The sequence below is a fragment of the Streptomyces sp. NPDC031340 genome, from assembly GCF_055569945.1.
Map to the genome: position 1 here is coordinate 83,210 of NZ_JBVIIE010000013.1, position 16,621 is coordinate 99,830.

General features: G+C 72.6%; 15 protein-coding genes. 8 read left to right on the forward strand and 7 right to left on the reverse strand.

Annotation, left to right across the window (positions count from 1 at the left end; all coding sequences use genetic code 11):
• The first annotated feature begins 67 nt into the window (after window positions 1-67).
• Window positions 68-739 carry a lysophospholipid acyltransferase family protein gene (locus ACZ5GT_RS12430; protein ID WP_469019988.1) on the forward strand — a complete coding sequence of 224 codons (672 nt, stop codon included), beginning with the start codon at window positions 68-70 and terminating at the stop codon, window positions 737-739.
• A 382-nt stretch (window positions 740-1,121) separates the two neighbouring features.
• Here the strand turns inward: ACZ5GT_RS12430 and ACZ5GT_RS12435 are convergent, their stop codons facing one another.
• The 4 genes from ACZ5GT_RS12435 to argH all read right to left on the reverse strand — a co-directional run bounded on the left by ACZ5GT_RS12435 (window position 1,122) and on the right by argH (window position 5,951).
• Window positions 1,122-2,684, reverse strand: coding sequence for an MFS transporter (locus tag ACZ5GT_RS12435; RefSeq protein WP_469019994.1), 1,563 nt, complete (start codon window positions 2,682-2,684; stop codon window positions 1,122-1,124).
• Entirely contained in the window at window positions 2,681-3,244 is a 564-nt protein-coding gene (locus tag ACZ5GT_RS12440; protein ID WP_469019999.1) for a TetR/AcrR family transcriptional regulator, read from the reverse strand. Before ACZ5GT_RS12440 ends, ACZ5GT_RS12435 begins: the two co-directional genes overlap by 4 nt.
• Window positions 3,245-3,341: 97 nt before the next feature.
• Window positions 3,342-4,313, reverse strand: coding sequence for an aldo/keto reductase (locus tag ACZ5GT_RS12445; RefSeq protein WP_469020003.1), 972 nt, complete (start codon window positions 4,311-4,313; stop codon window positions 3,342-3,344).
• Window positions 4,314-4,517: 204 nt separating this feature from the next.
• Window positions 4,518-5,951, reverse strand: coding sequence for an argininosuccinate lyase (argH, locus tag ACZ5GT_RS12450; RefSeq protein ID WP_469020006.1), 1,434 nt, complete (start codon window positions 5,949-5,951; stop codon window positions 4,518-4,520).
• A gap of 247 nt (window positions 5,952-6,198) precedes the next feature.
• On the opposite strand from argH, the gene ACZ5GT_RS12455 reads away from it, so the two are divergent.
• Together ACZ5GT_RS12455 and ACZ5GT_RS12460 are read left to right on the forward strand one after the other, a co-directional pair.
• On the forward strand, window positions 6,199-7,062 hold the full coding sequence (locus ACZ5GT_RS12455) for a hypothetical protein (protein ID WP_469020009.1): 864 nt from the start codon (window positions 6,199-6,201) through the stop codon (window positions 7,060-7,062).
• Window positions 7,063-7,305: 243 nt separating this feature from the next.
• Window positions 7,306-7,899, forward strand: a complete 594-nt coding sequence (locus ACZ5GT_RS12460) for a pyridoxamine 5'-phosphate oxidase family protein (protein WP_469020012.1) — start codon at window positions 7,306-7,308, stop codon at window positions 7,897-7,899.
• Here ACZ5GT_RS12460 and ACZ5GT_RS12465 read toward each other — a convergent pair whose 3' ends face one another.
• On the reverse strand, window positions 7,900-9,384 hold the full coding sequence (locus ACZ5GT_RS12465; protein WP_469020017.1) for a sensor histidine kinase: 1,485 nt from the start codon (window positions 9,382-9,384) through the stop codon (window positions 7,900-7,902).
• Window positions 9,381-10,121 carry a response regulator transcription factor gene (locus ACZ5GT_RS12470; RefSeq protein WP_469020019.1) on the reverse strand — a complete coding sequence of 247 codons (741 nt, stop codon included), beginning with the start codon at window positions 10,119-10,121 and terminating at the stop codon, window positions 9,381-9,383. Before ACZ5GT_RS12470 ends, ACZ5GT_RS12465 begins: the two co-directional genes overlap by 4 nt.
• 149 nt (window positions 10,122-10,270) lie before the next feature.
• Here ACZ5GT_RS12470 and ACZ5GT_RS12475 point away from each other — a divergent pair, with 149 nt between their 5' ends.
• The 5 genes from ACZ5GT_RS12475 to ACZ5GT_RS12495 all read left to right on the forward strand — a co-directional run bounded on the left by ACZ5GT_RS12475 (window position 10,271) and on the right by ACZ5GT_RS12495 (window position 15,313).
• Complete coding sequence (locus ACZ5GT_RS12475; RefSeq protein WP_469020024.1) at window positions 10,271-11,623, forward strand: ferredoxin reductase family protein; 1,353 nt, start codon at window positions 10,271-10,273, stop codon at window positions 11,621-11,623.
• Window positions 11,624-11,642: 19 nt separating this feature from the next.
• Window positions 11,643-12,158 (forward strand): FMN-binding protein, encoded by a 516-nt coding sequence (locus ACZ5GT_RS12480; protein WP_469020030.1) that lies wholly within the window; start codon window positions 11,643-11,645, stop codon window positions 12,156-12,158.
• Window positions 12,159-12,235: 77 nt separating this feature from the next.
• Window positions 12,236-13,618 carry a ferredoxin reductase family protein gene (locus ACZ5GT_RS12485; protein ID WP_469020033.1) on the forward strand — a complete coding sequence of 461 codons (1,383 nt, stop codon included), beginning with the start codon at window positions 12,236-12,238 and terminating at the stop codon, window positions 13,616-13,618.
• A gap of 29 nt (window positions 13,619-13,647) precedes the next feature.
• A complete protein-coding gene (locus tag ACZ5GT_RS12490; RefSeq protein ID WP_469020038.1) occupies window positions 13,648-14,517 on the forward strand; it encodes an FMN-binding protein in 870 nt (289 codons plus the stop codon).
• 55 nt (window positions 14,518-14,572) lie between these two features.
• Complete coding sequence (locus ACZ5GT_RS12495) at window positions 14,573-15,313, forward strand: FAD:protein FMN transferase (protein WP_469020041.1); 741 nt, start codon at window positions 14,573-14,575, stop codon at window positions 15,311-15,313.
• 759 nt (window positions 15,314-16,072) lie between these two features.
• On the opposite strand, the gene ACZ5GT_RS12500 is transcribed toward ACZ5GT_RS12495, so the two are convergent.
• Window positions 16,073-16,612, reverse strand: coding sequence for an arginine repressor (locus ACZ5GT_RS12500; protein ID WP_324788693.1), 540 nt, complete (start codon window positions 16,610-16,612; stop codon window positions 16,073-16,075).
• Between the last annotated feature and the right edge of the window lie 9 nt (window positions 16,613-16,621).

Genomic DNA, 16,621 nt, shown 5'->3' on the forward strand with positions numbered 1-16,621 from the left:
CCATGACCGCGAGTATCGTCCTCACCTGCACAGACTTGTACCGCATCCCTTGACTCCGGAGGGCCCGTTGTCCCGCTTCGCGCTCATCAAGGCAGTGCTCGGACCGATCATGCGCCTGATGTTCCGCCCACGGGTGGAGGGCGCGGAGCACATCCCCGGTGACGGCCCGGTCATCCTGGCCGGCAACCACCTCACGTTCATCGACTCGATGATCCTGCCGCTGGTCTGCGACCGGCAGGTCTTCTTCATCGGCAAGGACGAGTACGTCACCGGCAAGGGGCTCAAGGGCCGGCTGATGGCCTGGTTCTTCACCGGCGTCGGCATGATCCCGGTCGACCGTGACGGCGGCAAGGGCGGTGTCGCCGCGCTGATGACCGGGCGTCGGATCCTCGAGGAGGGCAGGGTCTTCGGCATCTACCCCGAGGGCACGCGGTCACCCGACGGGCGGCTGTACCGGGGCCGTACCGGCATCGCCCGGCTCACCCTGATGACGGGCGCGCCGGTGGTGCCGTTCGCCATGATCGGCACGGACAAGATCCAGCCGGGCGGTGCGGGGATGCCGCGGCCCGCGCGGGTGACCGTCCGCTTCGGCGAGCCCATGGAGTTCTCCCGGTACGAGGGGATGGACCGGGACCGGTACGTGCTGCGGGCGGTGACCGACTCCGTGATGACGGAGGTCATGCGGCTGTCGGGGCAGGAGTACGTGGACATGTACGCGACCAAGGCCAAAGCGGCGTAGGTCTCCGACGGTTGGCGGGATTTTTCGTGCGGGTCGGAGGGGCTCTGTGCGCGGTTCCTCGCGCCCCTGAGGGTGGGCGCGGGGGCGCGGGATTTCTCGTGCGGGTTGGATGGGGCTCTGTGCGCGGTTCCTCGCGCCCCTGAGGGTGGGCGCGGAGGCGCGGGATTTCTCGTGCGGGTTGGATGGGGCTCTGTGCGCGGTTCCTCGCGCCCCTGAGGGTGGGCGCGGGGGCGTCGGATTTCTCGTGCGGGTTGGATGGGGCTCTGTGCGCGGTTCCTCGCGCCCCTGAGGGTGGGCGCGGGGGCGTCGGATTTCTCGTGCGCGTTGGATGGGGCTCTGTGCGCGGTTCCTCGCGCCCCTGAGGGGGCGTCGGGGAGGGGGTTCAGGGTTGGGTTTCCAGGTGTTGGTCTCTTAGGAGGAACCAGGACGCGGCCGCTGTTGCCAGCAGGACGGCGGCGCCGGTGCCGGCTGCCAGTGTGAGGCCGTGCACGAAGGCGTCGCGGGCCGCCGACAGGGCCTGCTCCGCTGCCGCCGCGGGCATGTGCGCCGTCGCCTCCAGTGCTCCGCCCAGCGACTCGCGCGCCGCCGCGGGGGTGCCCACCGGGGCCGGGAAACCGCGGTAGACGCCCGTCACGATGGAGCCGAGCAGGGCGATGCCCAGGGCGGCGCCCAGTTCGTACGCCGTTTCGGAGACGGCGGAGGCCGCGCCGGCCTGTTCCTTGGGGACGCTGGAGAGGATCACGTCGGCGGTGACGGTGAACGAGAAGCCGGCGCCCACACCGACCACCAGCAGGGCCGCGCCGAGCAGCGGGTAACCGGTCGAGCGGTCCAGCGTGGTCAGCACGGCCAGCGCCAGGCCGACCGCCGCGAGTCCGCCGGAGACCACCGCCCGTACCGAGAAGCGGCGGGCCGCCCGCCCGGCGACCAGACCCGCCGCCACCGCGCCCACCGCGGCGGGCAGTTCGGCCAGGCCCGCCTCGAACGGAGGCCGCCCCTGCACGAGTTGCAGGTACTGGGAGAGGAAGAACACCAGCCCGGACAGGCCGAGCACGGTCAGCAGGTCGGCCAGCACCGCGGCGCTGAAGCCGCGGTTGCGGAACAGGCGCACGTCCAGCAGCGGTGCCGGGGAGGTGAGCTGGCGCCGTACGAAGCCGTACAGGGCCGCCGCGCCCAGCGCGCCGGAGACGAGCGGCGCCCAGGCGAGGCCGTGCGCCGCGGTCTCCTTCACGGCGTAGACCACGCCGATGACGCCGACCAGCGACAGCACGACGCCGGGCAGGTCCCACGGACCGGGGTCCGGGTTGCGTGACTCCGGCAGGGTGCGGATACCGACGGCTACCAGGACCGCCATCACCGGCAGGTTGATCAGGAAGACCGAGCCCCACCAGAAGTGCTGGAGCAGGAAACCCCCGACGATCGGGCCGACGGCCGTGCCGGCCGAGGCGGTGGCGCCCCAGATGCCGACGGCGAGGCTGCGTTCGCGCGGATCGTGGAAGAGGTTGCGGATCAGCGCGAGGGTGGCGGGCATGAGGGTCGCGCCCGCGACGCCGAGCAGGGCGCGGGCCGCGATCATCGTCCCGGGCCCGGTGGCGAAGGCGTTCAGCAGCGACACCGCGCCGAACGCCGCCGCGCCGCCGAGCAGGACGCGCTTGCGGCCGACGCGGTCGCCGAGGCTGCCCATCGTCACCAGCAGACCGGCGATGACGAAGGAGTAGACGTCGCCGATCCACAGCAACTGGGTGCCGGAGGGCTTCAGGTCCTCACTGATGTAGGGGGTCGCGAGACCGAGGACGGTCGCGTCGACGGCCACCAGCAGCACGGCGAGCACGAGGACGGACAGCGCGAGCCAGCGGCCCGGGCGCTTCACCGCCTCGGTCGTGTTCTCCCCGGTGCTCTCGGCCTCGGCCGGGCAGGGGGCGCCCCCGCGCTGCAGGGTGCTGGTCATGATTCCTCTCTTCGTGATGCGTCTTGTCGTAGTGCGCCGCCGAGCAGCAGCTCGGCGATCATGCGGGTGAAGTCGTTGCGGGCCACCCGGCCGTCCTGGACGGCCCAGGCGCAGGAGGCAATGAGCCCGTAGAGCGCCTCGGTGAGCCAGGCCGGGCTGAGGTCGATGCGGAACTCGCCGGCCTGCTGGCCTCGTACGAACACGGCGCCGATGCGGGCGTCGAGCCGCAGCCAGCCGTCGTTCGGGCCGGCTTCCCAGAGCTGGTTCTCTCCGTAGAGGAAGGCGAGCAGTCCGGCGGCGGGCTGGATCTCGCGCACGAGCCTGCGCACCGCCTCGGTCGCGGTCCCCTCGTCCAGGCGGGCCGCGTCCAGGGCGGCGTCGCACTCGGCGATGCCGAGGGATTCCAGCGCCCGCACGAGCGCGTCGCGCCCGGCGAAGTGCCGGTGCAGGGTGGCCCGGCTGATCCCGGCGGCCTTGGCCACCTCGTCCATGGTGGCGGTGGACTTGCGGGTCAGCAGCGCGGCGGCAGTGCGCAGCACGTGGTCACGATCGACAGCCATGAGACGAGCATAGACCATGTGAGACATTGATGTCTCATACTGGATGCGTGTGACTCAGGGCTGTGGGTCGACGGGGAATGACCGGGTACCGGGTTGCTCAGTGCCAGGCGAGACCGGCGCGCCGCTGCCAGTACGCGCGCGGGTGCTCCGCCTGCGCCGCCAGCCGGGTGAGCCGGTCGTCGTCGAGGTCCACGACGGGCGCGTGCAGGTTGGACGCGAGCTGGCCGAGCGTCGCGGCGCCGGACAGGACGACACCGGCCCAGGGCCGGCGCAGGACGAAGGCGAGGGCCACCGCGTCGCAGCCGAGTCCGGTCTCGGCCGCCACGGCCTGCAGCGCGTCCGGGGCGTGGGGCGCCGCGAGGCGTCCGTTGGCCATGCCCTCCTTGACGATCACCGTGAGCCCCGCGTCATGCGCCTCGGCGAGGGCGGGGGCGGCGGACGTCTCCAGCACGTTGTAGGTGGCCTGGACGGTGCGGAAGAGGGGTTCGCCGTCGACGGTCACGGCGAGCGCGGCGCGGATCGTGTCGGCCTGGGCCGGGCCGCTGGCGGAGAAGCCGACGCTGAGGCCCTGGGCGGCCGCCTCGGCGAGCCTGGCGTGCAGTTCCTTGTCGGTCAGGGCCGGGCTGTCCGGGGTGACCGAGTGGATCTGGTAGAGGTCGAGCCGGTCGCCGAGCACTCCGGCGGTCTCGGCGCGCTGGCGCTCGTACGCGGCGAGGCTGTGGTCCTTGACCTCGTGGACCTCGGCGTCGGTGGTCCAGCCCGCGGTGTAGGTGTAGCCCCACTTGCTGCCGACCACCACGTCTGCGGCGTCGGGGCGGGCGGCGAGCCAGTCGGCGAGGAACTCCTCGGAGCGTCCGTAGGAGCGGGCCGCGTCGACGTAGCGCACGCCCTGCGCGTAGGCGGCGTCCAGGAGTTCGTGGGTACGGCGGCGCATCGCGTCGACGTCGCGGCCGGCCGGGAGGTCCTCGTCCCGGCCCAGGTTGATGTAGCCGGGGCGGCCGACGGCGGCGAGACCGAGTCCGATGTGGCAGGTCGGGGTCGTTGCTGAGGCCAGTCGGGCGAAGGGCATCGCGGGCTCCGTTCGGTCGGCTCCTTGCGGCGGAGGAACCAACGTAACCGCGATGCCCGCCCTGCACGCGCGCGTGGCGGCGGCAGGGCGGGCAGGGCGCCGTTCACGCGCGTGGCGGCGGCAGCGCGGGCGGGCGGCGCGTGTCCGCGCGGAACCGCGTGTCACGCGCGCGTGGGAGCGGCGGCTCCCACGCGCGCGTGGCGGTCACTTCGCGTTCTTGGCGGTGGCCCAGGCGTGCTGCGCCGCCACGTCCGCCTTGACCTCGGCCAGCTGGACGGCGACCGCGCTCGGCGCGGTGCCTCCGCGGCCGTCGCGGGAGGCCAGGGCGCCCGGCACGCTGAGGACGGAGCGGACCTCGGGGGTCAGGTGCGCGCTGATCTTCGCGAACTGCTCGTCCGTCAGCCCGTCGAGCTCCTTGCCCTCGGCCTCGGCGGCCTTCACGCACTCGCCGGCGACCTCGTGCGCCACCCGGAACGGCACGCCCTGCTTGACCAGCCACTCGGCGATGTCGGTGGCGAGCGAGAAGCCGGCCGGGGCCAGTTCCTCCATGCGCTCGCGGTTGACGGTGAGCGTCGCCATCATGCCGGTGAAGGCGGGGAGCAGGACCTCGAGCTGGTCACAGGAGTCGAAGACCGGCTCCTTGTCCTCCTGCAGGTCGCGGTTGTACGCGAGCGGCAGCGCCTTGAGGGTGGCGAGCAGTCCGGTCAGGTTGCCGATCAGACGGCCGCTCTTGCCGCGCGCCAGCTCGGCGATGTCCGGGTTCTTCTTCTGCGGCATGATCGAGGAGCCGGTGGAGAAGGCGTCGTGCAGGGTGACGAAGGAGAACTCCTTCGTGTTCCAGATGATGACCTCCTCCGCGATCCGGGAGAGGTTCACCCCGATCATCGCCGTGATGAAGGCGAACTCGGCGACGAAGTCGCGGGACGCGGTGCCGTCGATGGAGTTGCCGACGCTGCCGTGTTCAAAGCCGAGGTCCTTCGCGACCGCCTCCGGGTCCAGGCCGAGGCTGCTGCCGGCCAGCGCGCCCGATCCGTACGGCGACACGGCCGTCCGTTCGTCCCACTGGCGCAGCCGCTCGGCGTCCCGGGACAGGGCCTGCACATGGGCGAGGACGTGGTGGGCGAACAGCACCGGCTGGGCGTGCTGGAGGTGGGTGCGGCCGGGCATGGCCACGTCCGGGTGGGCTTCCGCCAGGCCGATCAGCGCGTCCTGGAGGTCGGCGATCAGGCCGCCGATGACGCGGGCGTGGTCGCGCAGGTACATCCGGAAGAGGGTGGCGACCTGGTCGTTGCGGGAGCGGCCCGCGCGCAGCTTGCCGCCAAGGTCGGGGCCGAGGCGTTCGAGCAGGCCGCGCTCCAGGGCGGTGTGCACGTCCTCGTCGGCGACCGTGCCCACGAAGTCGCCGGAGGCCACGTCCGCCTCCAGCCGGTCGAGCCCGGCGATCATCCGCGTCAGCTCGTCGTCGGTGAGCAGGCCCGCCTTGTGCAGCACGCGCGCGTGCGCACGCGAGCCGGCGATGTCGTACGGGGCGAGCCGCCAGTCGAAGTGGACGGACGCGGACAGCTTAGCCAGGGCCTCGGCGGGACCGTCGGCGAAACGGCCGCCCCAGAGCCGTACGTCACCGCTGTTGCTGCTCACGTGGGTCGCTCCTAGAGAGATACGGATGTGCCGCCGCCTGCCGTTGCTGCCCACAGCGTCTGCTGCGGAGTGCACGAGCAAGGTGTGCATGATTATGCAGAGCTCTGCATGATTCGTCAATCTGAGGCGGTCGCACGGAGATTTCCAGAATGCCGTTGAACACACGCAACCGCTTTCGCGTACTCCCCACCGAACGCTCGCCGGCGCTGCGTTTGTCAACCGCTCCTGACCCAAGTGAGGCATCCGCATGTCCAGGGCTCTTCCGAAGTACAACAAGCGTCGCGTCGCGGTCATCGGCGGGGCTGCCGCCGTGGTGCTGTCCGGGGCCGTGATCGCCGGTTCCGCTCTCGCCGGGGAGACGTCCAAGAGCAACTCCGGCAACTCCGCCAACGCCCGCACCTTCGCGAGCCCGGGCACCATCACGTGCCCCGACGTCGCCTCGAAGCTGCCCGCGGTCCCCGCCGCCGCCAAGGCCGAGGTCGACCGCAACCTCGCCCTGCTCAACACCCAGATCCAGGAGGCCAACAAGCGCCTGGTCGACACCGTGGGCCAGGGCGGCCCCAACTTCGTGAACAACGCCATCCTCGGCCCGCTCAAGGACAAGCGGAAGTCGACCATCGACCGCATCGCGATCTCCATCGGGCGCAGGGCGGCCAAGCCGACCGGCCTGGACTCCCTGGCCGCCTGCACGCTCAACGCGGGCGGTGTGACCGGCAACGGCAACGCGGGCAACGCCGGCAACGCGGGCGGTGCCGGCACCGCCACGCCCGCCGCGACCGCCGCGGCCGGCCAGCAGTCCGGCGCGAACAATTCCGCGGTCGGCACCATCACGTGCCCCGACGTCGCCTCGCGGCTGCCCGCGGTCCCCGCCTCCGCCAAGGCCGAGGTCGACCGCAACCTCGCCCTGCTCAACACCCAGATCCAGGAAGCCAACAAGCGCCTGGTCGACACCGTGGGCCAGGGCGGCCCCAACTTCGTGAACAACGCCATCCTGGGCCCGCTGGCGGACAAGCGGAAGTCGACCATCGACCGCATCGCGATCTCCATCGGCCGGACGGCGGCCAAGCCGACCGGCCTGGACTCCCTGGCCGCCTGCACGCTCACCAAGTGACGTGACAGGCGCCGCGGCCGCCCCGAGTCATGCGCCGGCCGGGGCGGCCGCGGTCGGAACCGGACCCCGGCCGGAGCGGCAGCAGTGGTCCCGGCTTCGGCCGGGACGGCCGTGAGGAAACCGGCGGCCTCGGCCCGGCGGCCGCGAGAAAACCGTCGGCCCCCGCCGGGCGGCCGTGAGGAAACCGGCCGGACCGCGCAATTCCTTAGACAGTCAAAAGAAACGCGGTCATAATCGTCAGCCGTGGGAAAGACTTATGAGCGCATAGACGGCAGGCTCCGCACGTTCATCGAGGCCCAGCCCCTCTTCTTCACGGCGACCGCCCCGCTGTCCGGCGACGGCACGGTCAACCTCTCCCCCAAGGGCCTCAAGGGCTCCTTCGCGGTGCTGGACGAACACACCGTGGCCTACCTGGACTTCGCCGGGTCCAACGCCGAGACGATCGCGCACCTGAGGGAGAACGGCCGGATAACCCTGATGTGGTGCGCCTTCCAGGGGCCGCCGAACATCGTGCGGGTGCACGGCCGCGGGGAGCCGGTCTTCCGCGACGACCCGCGCTTCGCGGACCTGCTCGCCCGCTTCCCCGGCATCGACCCGGCCCCGCACGGCCTGCGCGCGATCATCGTCGTACGGGCCGACCTGGTCCGCGACACCTGCGGCTACGCGGTCCCCTTCATGACCTACGAAGAGGACCGCGACCTGCACGGCAAGCGGTTCGCGCGCGAGGACGACGCCTCGCTGAGCGAGTACTTCGCCAAGAAGGAGCACGTGGCGACGAGCATGGACGGTCTGCCCGGTCTGCCGCTGCCGCTGCCACCCACGGCGGACCCGCGATGATCAGGCGGTCCTGAGCCGGACCGTGAACGTGGTCGACCCCGGGCGGCTCTCCAGGGCAACGCTCCCGCCGTGCGCCTCCGCCACCGCGGCCACGATGGACAGCCCCAGGCCGGCGCCGCCGCCGGGGGCGTCGGTGCGACGGCGGTCGGCGCGGGTGAAGCGCTCGAAGACGCCGGGCTGGACGTCCTCGGGCACGCCGGGCCCGTCGTCGTGGACCTTCAGCACGGCCCAGGGCCCGTCGGTGTCCAGGGACACCGTGACCTTCGTGCCCACGGGTGTGTGCACACGCGCGTTGGTCAACAGGTTGGCCAACACCTGTTGCAGCCGGTGGGCGTCTCCGGTGACGGTGACCGGCTCCTCCGCCAGCTCCATGGTCCAGCGGTGGCCGGGGCCGGCCGCCCGGGCGTCCGTGACCGCGTCCAGGACCAGCATGGTCAGGTCGACCGGGAGGCGTTCCAGCGGGCGGCCCGCGTCCAGACGGGCGAGCAGCAGCATCTCGTCGACCATCTCGCCCATGCGCGCCGACTCCGCGGCGATGCGCTCCAGGGCGCGGGTCACTTCCGGCGGCACCGGCCCGGGATGCAGCAGGGCGAGTTCGGCGTGGCCGCGGACCGAGGCGACCGGTGTGCGCAGCTCGTGGCTGGCGTCGGCGGCGAAGCTGCGCAGCCGCTCCTCGCTGGCGTGCCGCTTGGTGAGCGCGTCCTCGACGTGGCCGAGCATGCGGTTGAACGCGCCCGCGACCTGGCCCACCTCGCTGCGCGGGTCCGCCTCGGGGGCGCGCGGCGGCAGGGCCACCTCCCCGCTGGCGAGCGGGAGTTCGCTGACCCGGGTGGCGGTCGCCGCGACCCGGCTGAGCGGACGCAGTGACCAGCGCACCCAGAACGCGCCCGCGACGCCGGTGACGGTGAGGGCGAGCCCGAAGACGATCCCGGCGACCACTACCAGGCGGTGGGCCGTGGCCTGCACGGGCTCCAGCGGCAGGCCGGTGATCAGCACGTCGTCGTCGACGCCCCGCCACGCCCTGACCCGGTAGTGGTCCAGCGCGGAGAGCTCGACGGTGTGGCCCCTGCCGTCGGCGGGGACGGCGACGAGCTGCCGCTTGTCGCGGGAGGTCATCGGTACGGTCTTGATGCCGGTGGAGCGCACGACGGCCGCGTGGGTGGGGATGCCGTCGACCAGCCGGGCGCCGAAGGTGCCCGTGGCCTGTCGGCGGGTGTCGCCGTGCTCGTCCCCGTCGCGGTCGTCGGGCAGCCGTGTCTTGTGCTCCAGGCTCTCCGGGAAGCGGACGCCGACTTCGCTCAGCTGCTCGTCGAGCCGGCTGGTGAGGAAACCGTTCACCCCGATCACCGCGGCCACGCCCACCGCGGCGCAGCTGACCGCCAGCAGCACCACCAGGCCGAACGTGAGACGGGCCCGGAGCGTGTGCAGCCCGGGGAACCGGAAGAACCGGAGGAAGCGGAACAGCCGCCGCCCGCGTGGCCTCATCGGCTCACCGGCTTCAGCACGTACCCGGCGCCGCGCACGGTGTGGATCATCGGTTCGCGACCGGCGTCCACCTTCTTGCGCAGGTAGGAGATGTACAGCTCGACGACGTGGGCGCGGCCGCCGAAGTCGTAGGACCAGACCCGGTCGAGGATCTGGGCCTTGCTGAGCACCCGGCGCGGGTTGCGCATCAGGAAGCGCAGCAGCTCGAACTCGGTCGGGGACAGCTCGATCAGCTCCCCGCCGCGGGTCACCTCGCGGGCCTCCTCGTCCATGACCAGGTCGCCGACGATCAGCCGGGGGCCGTCCTCCTGCTGCCGGGCCATGCCGGCGCGGCGCAGCAGTCCGCGGACCCGGGCGACGACCTCCTCCAGGCTGAAGGGCTTGGTGACGTAGTCGTCGCCGCCCGCGGTGATCCCGGCGATGCGGTCCTCCACCGCGTCCCGGGCGGTCAGGAAGAGCACGCAGACGTCCGGCTTCACGCCGCGCAGGGAGCGCAGGACGGAGAATCCGTCGGTGTCGGGGAGCATCACGTCCAGGACGACGGCGTCGGGCATCAGCTCCCGCGCAGCGGCGGCGGCCGAGGAGCCGTCGCCCGCGGACCGGACCTCCCAGCCCTCGTAGCGCAGGGCGCCGGACAGCACCTCGGCGAGGTCGGGGTCGTCGTCGACGACGAGGACGCGCAGCGGCGTGCCGTCGGGACGGGTGAGGGCCGGGCGGCCCGAGCGGGTGGTGTTCATGGCCCTACCAGGATCCACCCTCCCCCGGCCGGCGGTCGACGGGCGAGGCTCTGAGTTTCCTCTGAGTGAGCCGGCGAAGCCTCTTTTCAGAGGGTGCTCAGAGGTTGCCGCTGCACTGTTGTGGCCCGGACAGCGAAAGGACGCAATCCATGACGACCGTGTACGAGCGGCGCACGGCACCGGCGGTGCCGCTGACCACGCGACGCTCCCCGGCGGGCGTCGTGCTCACCCTGTTGTGGGCGGGCGCGGCGGCCGTGACAGCCATGTGGTGGGTGGACACCGGCTCCGTGGTCGGCGCGGCGGGCTGGCTGACCGGGGCCGGGCGGATCGCCGGGCTGCTGAGCGGGTACGCCTGCGCGGTGCTGGTCGGGCTGATGGCCCGGGTGCCGCTGCTGGAGCGGCGGATCGGCTCCGACCGGGTGGCCCGCTGGCACGCGATGGCCGGCCGCTACACGATCTCCCTGCTGGTCGCGCACGTCGTGCTGATCCTCGCCGGGTACGCCGCCCAGGACCACGCCTCGCTCTGGCACGAGACGCTCACGGTGATCCTCGACTATCCGGAGATGCTCAAGACCACCGCCGGCACGGTGATCCTCTTCGCGGTCGGCATCACCTCGGTGCGGGCGCTGCGCCGCCGGACCAGCTACGAGTTCTGGTACTACGTCCACCTGCTCACCTACGCCGCCGTGTTCCTGGCCTTCAGCCACCAGCTGGTGCTGGGCAACGACTTCAACGGCCACCCGGTGGCCACGGCCGCCTGGTACGCGCTCTACCTGGGCGTCGCGGCCCTGGTGCTGTGGTACCGCGTCCTCGGTCCGGTGCGGCTGAACCTGCGCCACCAGCTGCGGGTGCAGTCCGTGCACCGGGAGGCGCCGGGCGTGTACTCGGTCGTGATGCACGGGCGGCGGCTGGACGAGATGGGCGCGGAGCCGGGCCAGTTCTTCCGCTGGCGGTTCCTCGGCGAGGGCCTGGGCTGGACGTCGACGCCGTACTCGCTGTCGGCCCCGCCGCGCCGGGACGTGCTGCGGGTCACGGTCAAGGCGCTCGGCGACCACAGCGCGGCCATCGCCCTGCTGCGCCCCGGTACCCGGGTGTGGGCGGAGGGGCCGTACGGGGCGATGACCCAGGACCGGCAGACCTCCCACAAGTCCCTGCTGATCGGCGCCGGCGTCGGCATCACCCCGCTGCGCGCCCTGTTCGAGACCCTGCCGGGCCAGGTCACCCTGCTGTACCGGGCGCGCGGCGCCGAGGACCTCGCGCTGGGCGGCGAGCTGGAGGCGATCGCGCGGTGGCGCGGCGCGAAGGTGCTGTACGCGCTCAACGGGGCGGACGGGCGGCGCCCGGACCTGTCGGCGCGGTCGCTGCGGTCGGCCTTCCCCGACCTCGCCGAGCACGACGTCTACATCTGCGGTCCGCACGGCTTCGCCCTGGACGTGTACGAGGCGCTGAAGGACGCCGGCGTCCGGGACAGCCGCATCCACCACGAGTCGTTCGAATTCTGAGAGTCTGTGAGGAAGATACGTGCACGCCCTGAAGAAGAACCGTCCGCTGCGCCGCATCGTGCTGGCCGGTGCCGCCACCGTCTCCGGATTCGTGCTGCTGCTGTCGATGAAGCCGCACACGTCGGCGGAGACCGCCGTCGCGGTGCCCGCCCCCTCCAGCAGCTCCAGCAGCTCCAGCAGCTCCGGCGGATCGAGCAGTTCCAGCGGGTCGAGCAGTTCCAGCGGGTCGAGCAGTTCCAGCGGGTCGACCAGCACCGGCACGAAGACCGTCACGGGTGACACGGTGCAGACCCGCTGGGGTCCCGTCCAGGTGCGGATCACGCTCAAGAACGGCAAGCTCACCGAGGTGGAGGCGGTCTCCTACCCCTCGGACAACCCGCGGGACCAAGAGATCAACAGCTACGCCATCCCGCAGCTGCGCAGGGAGGCCCTCGCCGCGCAGAGCGCGAACATCGACACCGTCTCCGGCGCCACCTACACCAGTGACGGCTACCGCCAGTCGCTGCAGTCCGCGCTGGACTCCGCGAGCAGCTGAACAGACCGGTGCCGGGACACGTATCTCAGGGCCAAGGGACCACGCCATCCCCCCTTGCCCCCGCCCCCGGAGGAACCGTGACCACCACGCTCGCAGGCGGCCGCGCCGCCCGCCGCCAGACGATGCGCCGCATCCGTCCGCGCCGCTCCCCGGCGACCGCCCTGCTGCTGGCCGTATGGGCCGGTGCGGCCGGCGTGCTGTGGCTGTGGTGGCACGACACTCCGTCCATCGCCGACGACAACGGCAAGGTCCTCAACGCGGGCCGGATCACCGGCCTGCTCGCCGGGTACCTGATGGCGCTGGTGGTGCTGCAGATGGCCCGGGTGCCCGCGCTGGAGCGCCGGGTCGGCTCCGACCGGGTGGCCCGCTGGCACGCGATGACCGGCCGCTACACGATCTGCCTGGTCCTCGCCCACGTCTTCCTCACCATGTGGGGCTACGCTCTGCAGGCGGGCAAGTCGCTCGGCGGGATCGTCCAGCAGACGATCGACTCCGTGAATCAGCTGCCGGACATGGGCAAGGCGGCCATCGGCACCGGCCTGCTGTTCCTCATCGGGTTCATCTCGGTCGGCGGGATCCGCCGCCGCCTGCCGTACGACGCCTGGTACCACGTGCACCTGCTCACCTACGCGGCGGTGTTCCTGACCTTCTGGCACCAGATCACCACCGGCAACGACTTCGCCCTCGAACCGACCGCGAAGACCTTCTGGTACGGCCTGTACGGCGGTGTGACCGCGCTGGTGCTGTGGTACCGCGTCCTCACCCCGATCCGGCTCAACCTGCGCCACCGCATGCACGTCGAGGCCGTGATCGAGGAGACGCCGGGCATCGTGTCGGTGCTGATCGGCGGGCGGAAGCTGCACCGGATGGGCGCGGAGGCCGGCCAGTTCTTCCGCTGGCGGTTCCTCGCGCCGGGGATGCGGTTCAGCTCGCACCCGTACTCGCTGTCGGCCGCGCCGCGCCCGGACATGCTGCGGATCACGGTGAAGGCGATCGGCGACCACAGCGCCCGGCTGCGCGAGCTGACGCCCGGCACCAAGGTGTGGGCCGAGGGCCCGTACGGCGCCCTGACCGCGCAGCGGCGCAGCCGCGGCAAGGTGCTGCTGGTCGCGGGCGGGGTCGGCATCACGCCGATGCGGGCACTGTTCGAGACGCTGCCCGGCGCGGCGGGCGACATCACCCTGCTGTACCGCGCCAACAGCACCCAGGACCTGGCACTGTGGGACGAGCTGGCCGCGATCGCCGAGGAGCGCGGCGCCCGGCTGATGTACGCGGTCAACAGCCCGGACGGGGAGCGCCCCGACATCTCGGCCGATCGGTTGCGCCAGAAGCTGCCGGACATCGACAAGCACGACGTCTTCATGTGCGGGCCGGCCGGGTTCGCGCAGACCGTGTACGAAGCACTGCGCGGCGCGGGAGTGCCCGCCCGCCGCATCCATCACGAGTCGTTCGAGATGTGAGCGACGGGACTTCAGGAGCTGTAGGAACGATGAGGAAGAGTCATCCCATCCGGCGTGTCGTGCTGACCACCGCCGCCACCGTGTCGGGAGTCGTGCTGCTGCTGTCGCTGAAGCCGGCGACCGACCCGGGCGCCACGGCGGCGGGCGTGGTGCCCCAGCAGACCGCGGGAGCGCAGCAGGCGCCGCAGGGCGGGGCGACGGCCGCCGCCGGCAGCGGCACGGTCACCGGTGACGCGGCCCAGACGCAGTACGGCGCCGTCCAGGTGCGCCTGACCGTGAGCAACGGCAAGATCGTCAAGGCCGAGGCGGTCCAGGCGCCCCAGGGCGGCGAGAGCAGCCAGAAGACCGCCCTGGCCGTGCCCAAGCTCAACCAGGAGGCCGTGGCCGCGCAGAGCGCCGCCATCGACGCGGTGTCCGGGGCGACGTACACCAGCAGCGGATACAAGCAGTCGCTGCAGTCGGCGCTGGACAAGGTGAAGGCGAGCGCCGGCTCGTCGCAGGGCAGCGGTTCTTCGCAGGGCAGCGGTTCGTCGTCCGGCGCCGGCTCCTCTTCTGGCAGCGGCTCTTCGTCCGGCGCCGGTTCGTCGCAGGGCGGCGGCGGGCAGTCGTCCTCCGGCGCCGCCCAGGCCAGGACCGTGACCGGCAGTGTCGCGCAGACGCAGTACGGTCCCGTGCAGGTGCGCGTCACCGTCAGCAACGGCAAGATCGTCAAGGCCGAGGCCGTGCAGGCGCCGCAGGGCGGCACCAGCGGCCAGAAGACCGCCCTGGCCGTGCCCAGGCTCAACCAGGAGGCGGTGGCGGCGGGCAGCGCGGACATCGACGCGGTCTCCGGCGCCACCTACACCAGCACCGGGTACAAGCAGTCGCTGCAGTCGGCACTGGACCAGGCCGGTGGCTGAGCCGGTGCCCGAGCCCGCTGAGGTTCCCGCCGCGGTGCGTCACGCGGAGGAGGTCATGGGGACCGTCTTCTCCTTCGACGTCCGCGGCGGGGAAACCGATGCCGTGCACGCGGCGCTCCAGGACGCGGTCGCCGGACTGCACCGGGTCGACGAGGTGTTCAGCTCCTACCGGGACGACAGCCAGCTCTCCCGGCTGGCGCGCGGCGAGCTGACCGTCGAGGACTGCGATCCGGAGGTCGCCGAGGTGCTCGCCCTGGGCGCCGAGGCGGAGCGGGTGAGCGACGGCTGGTTCAGCATGCGCTACGAGGGCCGTCTCGATCCGACCGGCATCGTCAAGGGCTGGGCCGCCGAACGCGCGGCCCGCCGGCTGGCTGCCGTGCCCGGGGTGAGCGGGGTCAGCATGAACGGCGGCGGCGACGTCCAGCTGCTCGGGACGCCCGGCCCGCAGCGGCCGTGGCGGATCGGGGTGTCGGACCCGTTGCGTCCGGGCGGGCTGGCCGCGGTGATCTCGGCGGCGGGCGCGGCGGAACTGGCGGTGGCCACGTCCGGTACGGCGGAGCGGGGCGCCCACATCGTCGACCCGCGCACCGGCCGCTCGGCGGTGACCGACCTGGTGGCGGTGACGGTGGTGGCTCCCAGCCTGACCTGGGCGGACTGCTGGGCCACGGCCGCCTTCGCGATGGGCTCCCGGGAGGGCCTGCGCTGGCTGGAGTCCCTGCCGGACGTGGAGGCACTGCTGATCACGGCGGGCGACGAGGTCCGCTGCACCGGCGGCCTGCCCTCCCACCTGGGCTGACTACCCACGACCGGCCCGAGCGGGCCGGTGCGCCCCGCAGCCCGCCCCTCCACGCCCGAGCCGAGGGGGCCGCGTCGGGGCCGAACACCTGGCATGACCGAACGGCCTGGCCTTCCGCCGTGGCGGAGGGGGCGGGCTCAGGCGCACGGCTGGGCCGGGGGCCGACAGGGCCGGGCGCGACCTGGCCTCTCGCCCGAACCGAGGAGCCATCGGCGGGACCAAGGGCACGGCGGGACCGCGGGACCGGCGGGGCCAAGGGCACGGGACCGGCGGGACCGCGGGCACGGCGGTCCCGAACGGCCCGGCCCCTGGCGAGGCGGAGCGGTGCGGCCTCCCGCCCGTCCCGCCCGAGCCCACGACGCCGGCGGTCCCGGCGCGACCGGGCCCGGCGTCCGCCGTGGCCGGCCGGGGGAACCTCGGCAAGCTGACTGCCCGGCAGGCCGAACAGCCCGCTCAACCCGGCGAGGCCGAGGGCCCCTGCCAGGATGAGCGACCTGAACTCCCACCGGAATTAGGGGTGTTGGGCTCCGGATCCGAGCAGGCTGCCGTTCCGCCTGTGGGCTGAGACTCCGGCGGGGCTGAGCATCGCGAGGGGCGGGCACGCGGTGATCGCGCGCCCGCCCCTCGCGGTGTGCGGGTCCGTCCTCGCGGTGTGCGGGTCCGTCCTCGCCGTGTGCGGGTCCGTCCTCGCCGTGTGCGGGTCCGTCCTCGCCGTGTGCGGGTCCGCCCTCGTCGCCGTGGGCGGGTCCGCGGGGCGGCTCAGTGGCCGTTCTGGGCCAGTCTCAGCAGGTGCTCGGCGAGTGCCTGGCCGCCCGTCGGGTTCCGGCTGATCAGCAGCAGCGTGTCGTCACCGGCGATGGTGCCGAGGATGTCCTGCAGTTCGGCCTGGTCGATGGCGGAGGCGAGGAACTGCGCGGCGCCCGGCGGGGTCCGCAGGACGACGAGGTTCGCGGACGCCTCGGCGGAGATCAGCAGTTCCTGGGACAGCCGCCGCATCCGCTCCTCCTTCGCCGACTCGCCCAGCGGCGCGCGCGGGGTGCGGAAGCCCCCCTCGCTCGGCACCGCGTAGATCAGGTCGCCGTCGGTGTTGCGGATCTTGACCGCGTTCAGCTCGTCCAGGTCCCGCGACAGCGTGGCCTGTGTGACGGAGAGTCCGTCGTCGGCGAGGAGTTTCGCCAACTGGCTCTGCGACCGCACCGGTTGCCGGTTGAGGATGTCCACGATCCGCCGGTGGCGTGCGGTGCGGGTCTGCGGCACGGCAGGCCCGGCGTTGTGTGCGTCGTCCTGCGGCTGGCTCATCGTCGTCCC

Bases quoted from the DNA above. Each gene is read 5' to 3' on its own strand.
- ACZ5GT_RS12435 (WP_469019994.1), bottom strand. From the start codon at position 2,684: ATGACCAGCACCCTGCAGCGCGGGGGCGCCCCCTGCCCGGCCGAGGCC.
- ACZ5GT_RS12440 (WP_469019999.1), bottom strand. From the start codon at position 3,244: ATGGCTGTCGATCGTGACCACGTGCTGCGCACTGCCGCCGCGCTGCTG.
- ACZ5GT_RS12445 (WP_469020003.1), bottom strand. From the start codon at position 4,313: ATGCCCTTCGCCCGACTGGCCTCAGCAACGACCCCGACCTGCCACATC.
- ACZ5GT_RS12455 (WP_469020009.1), top strand. From the start codon at position 6,199: ATGTCCAGGGCTCTTCCGAAGTACAACAAGCGTCGCGTCGCGGTCATC.
- ACZ5GT_RS12465 (WP_469020017.1), bottom strand. From the start codon at position 9,384: ATGAGGCCACGCGGGCGGCGGCTGTTCCGCTTCCTCCGGTTCTTCCGG.
- ACZ5GT_RS12470 (WP_469020019.1), bottom strand. From the start codon at position 10,121: ATGAACACCACCCGCTCGGGCCGCCCGGCCCTCACCCGTCCCGACGGC.
- ACZ5GT_RS12475 (WP_469020024.1), top strand. From the start codon at position 10,271: ATGACGACCGTGTACGAGCGGCGCACGGCACCGGCGGTGCCGCTGACC.
- ACZ5GT_RS12490 (WP_469020038.1), top strand. From the start codon at position 13,648: ATGAGGAAGAGTCATCCCATCCGGCGTGTCGTGCTGACCACCGCCGCC.
- ACZ5GT_RS12495 (WP_469020041.1), top strand. From the start codon at position 14,573: ATGGGGACCGTCTTCTCCTTCGACGTCCGCGGCGGGGAAACCGATGCC.
- ACZ5GT_RS12500 (WP_324788693.1), bottom strand. From the start codon at position 16,612: ATGAGCCAGCCGCAGGACGACGCACACAACGCCGGGCCTGCCGTGCCG.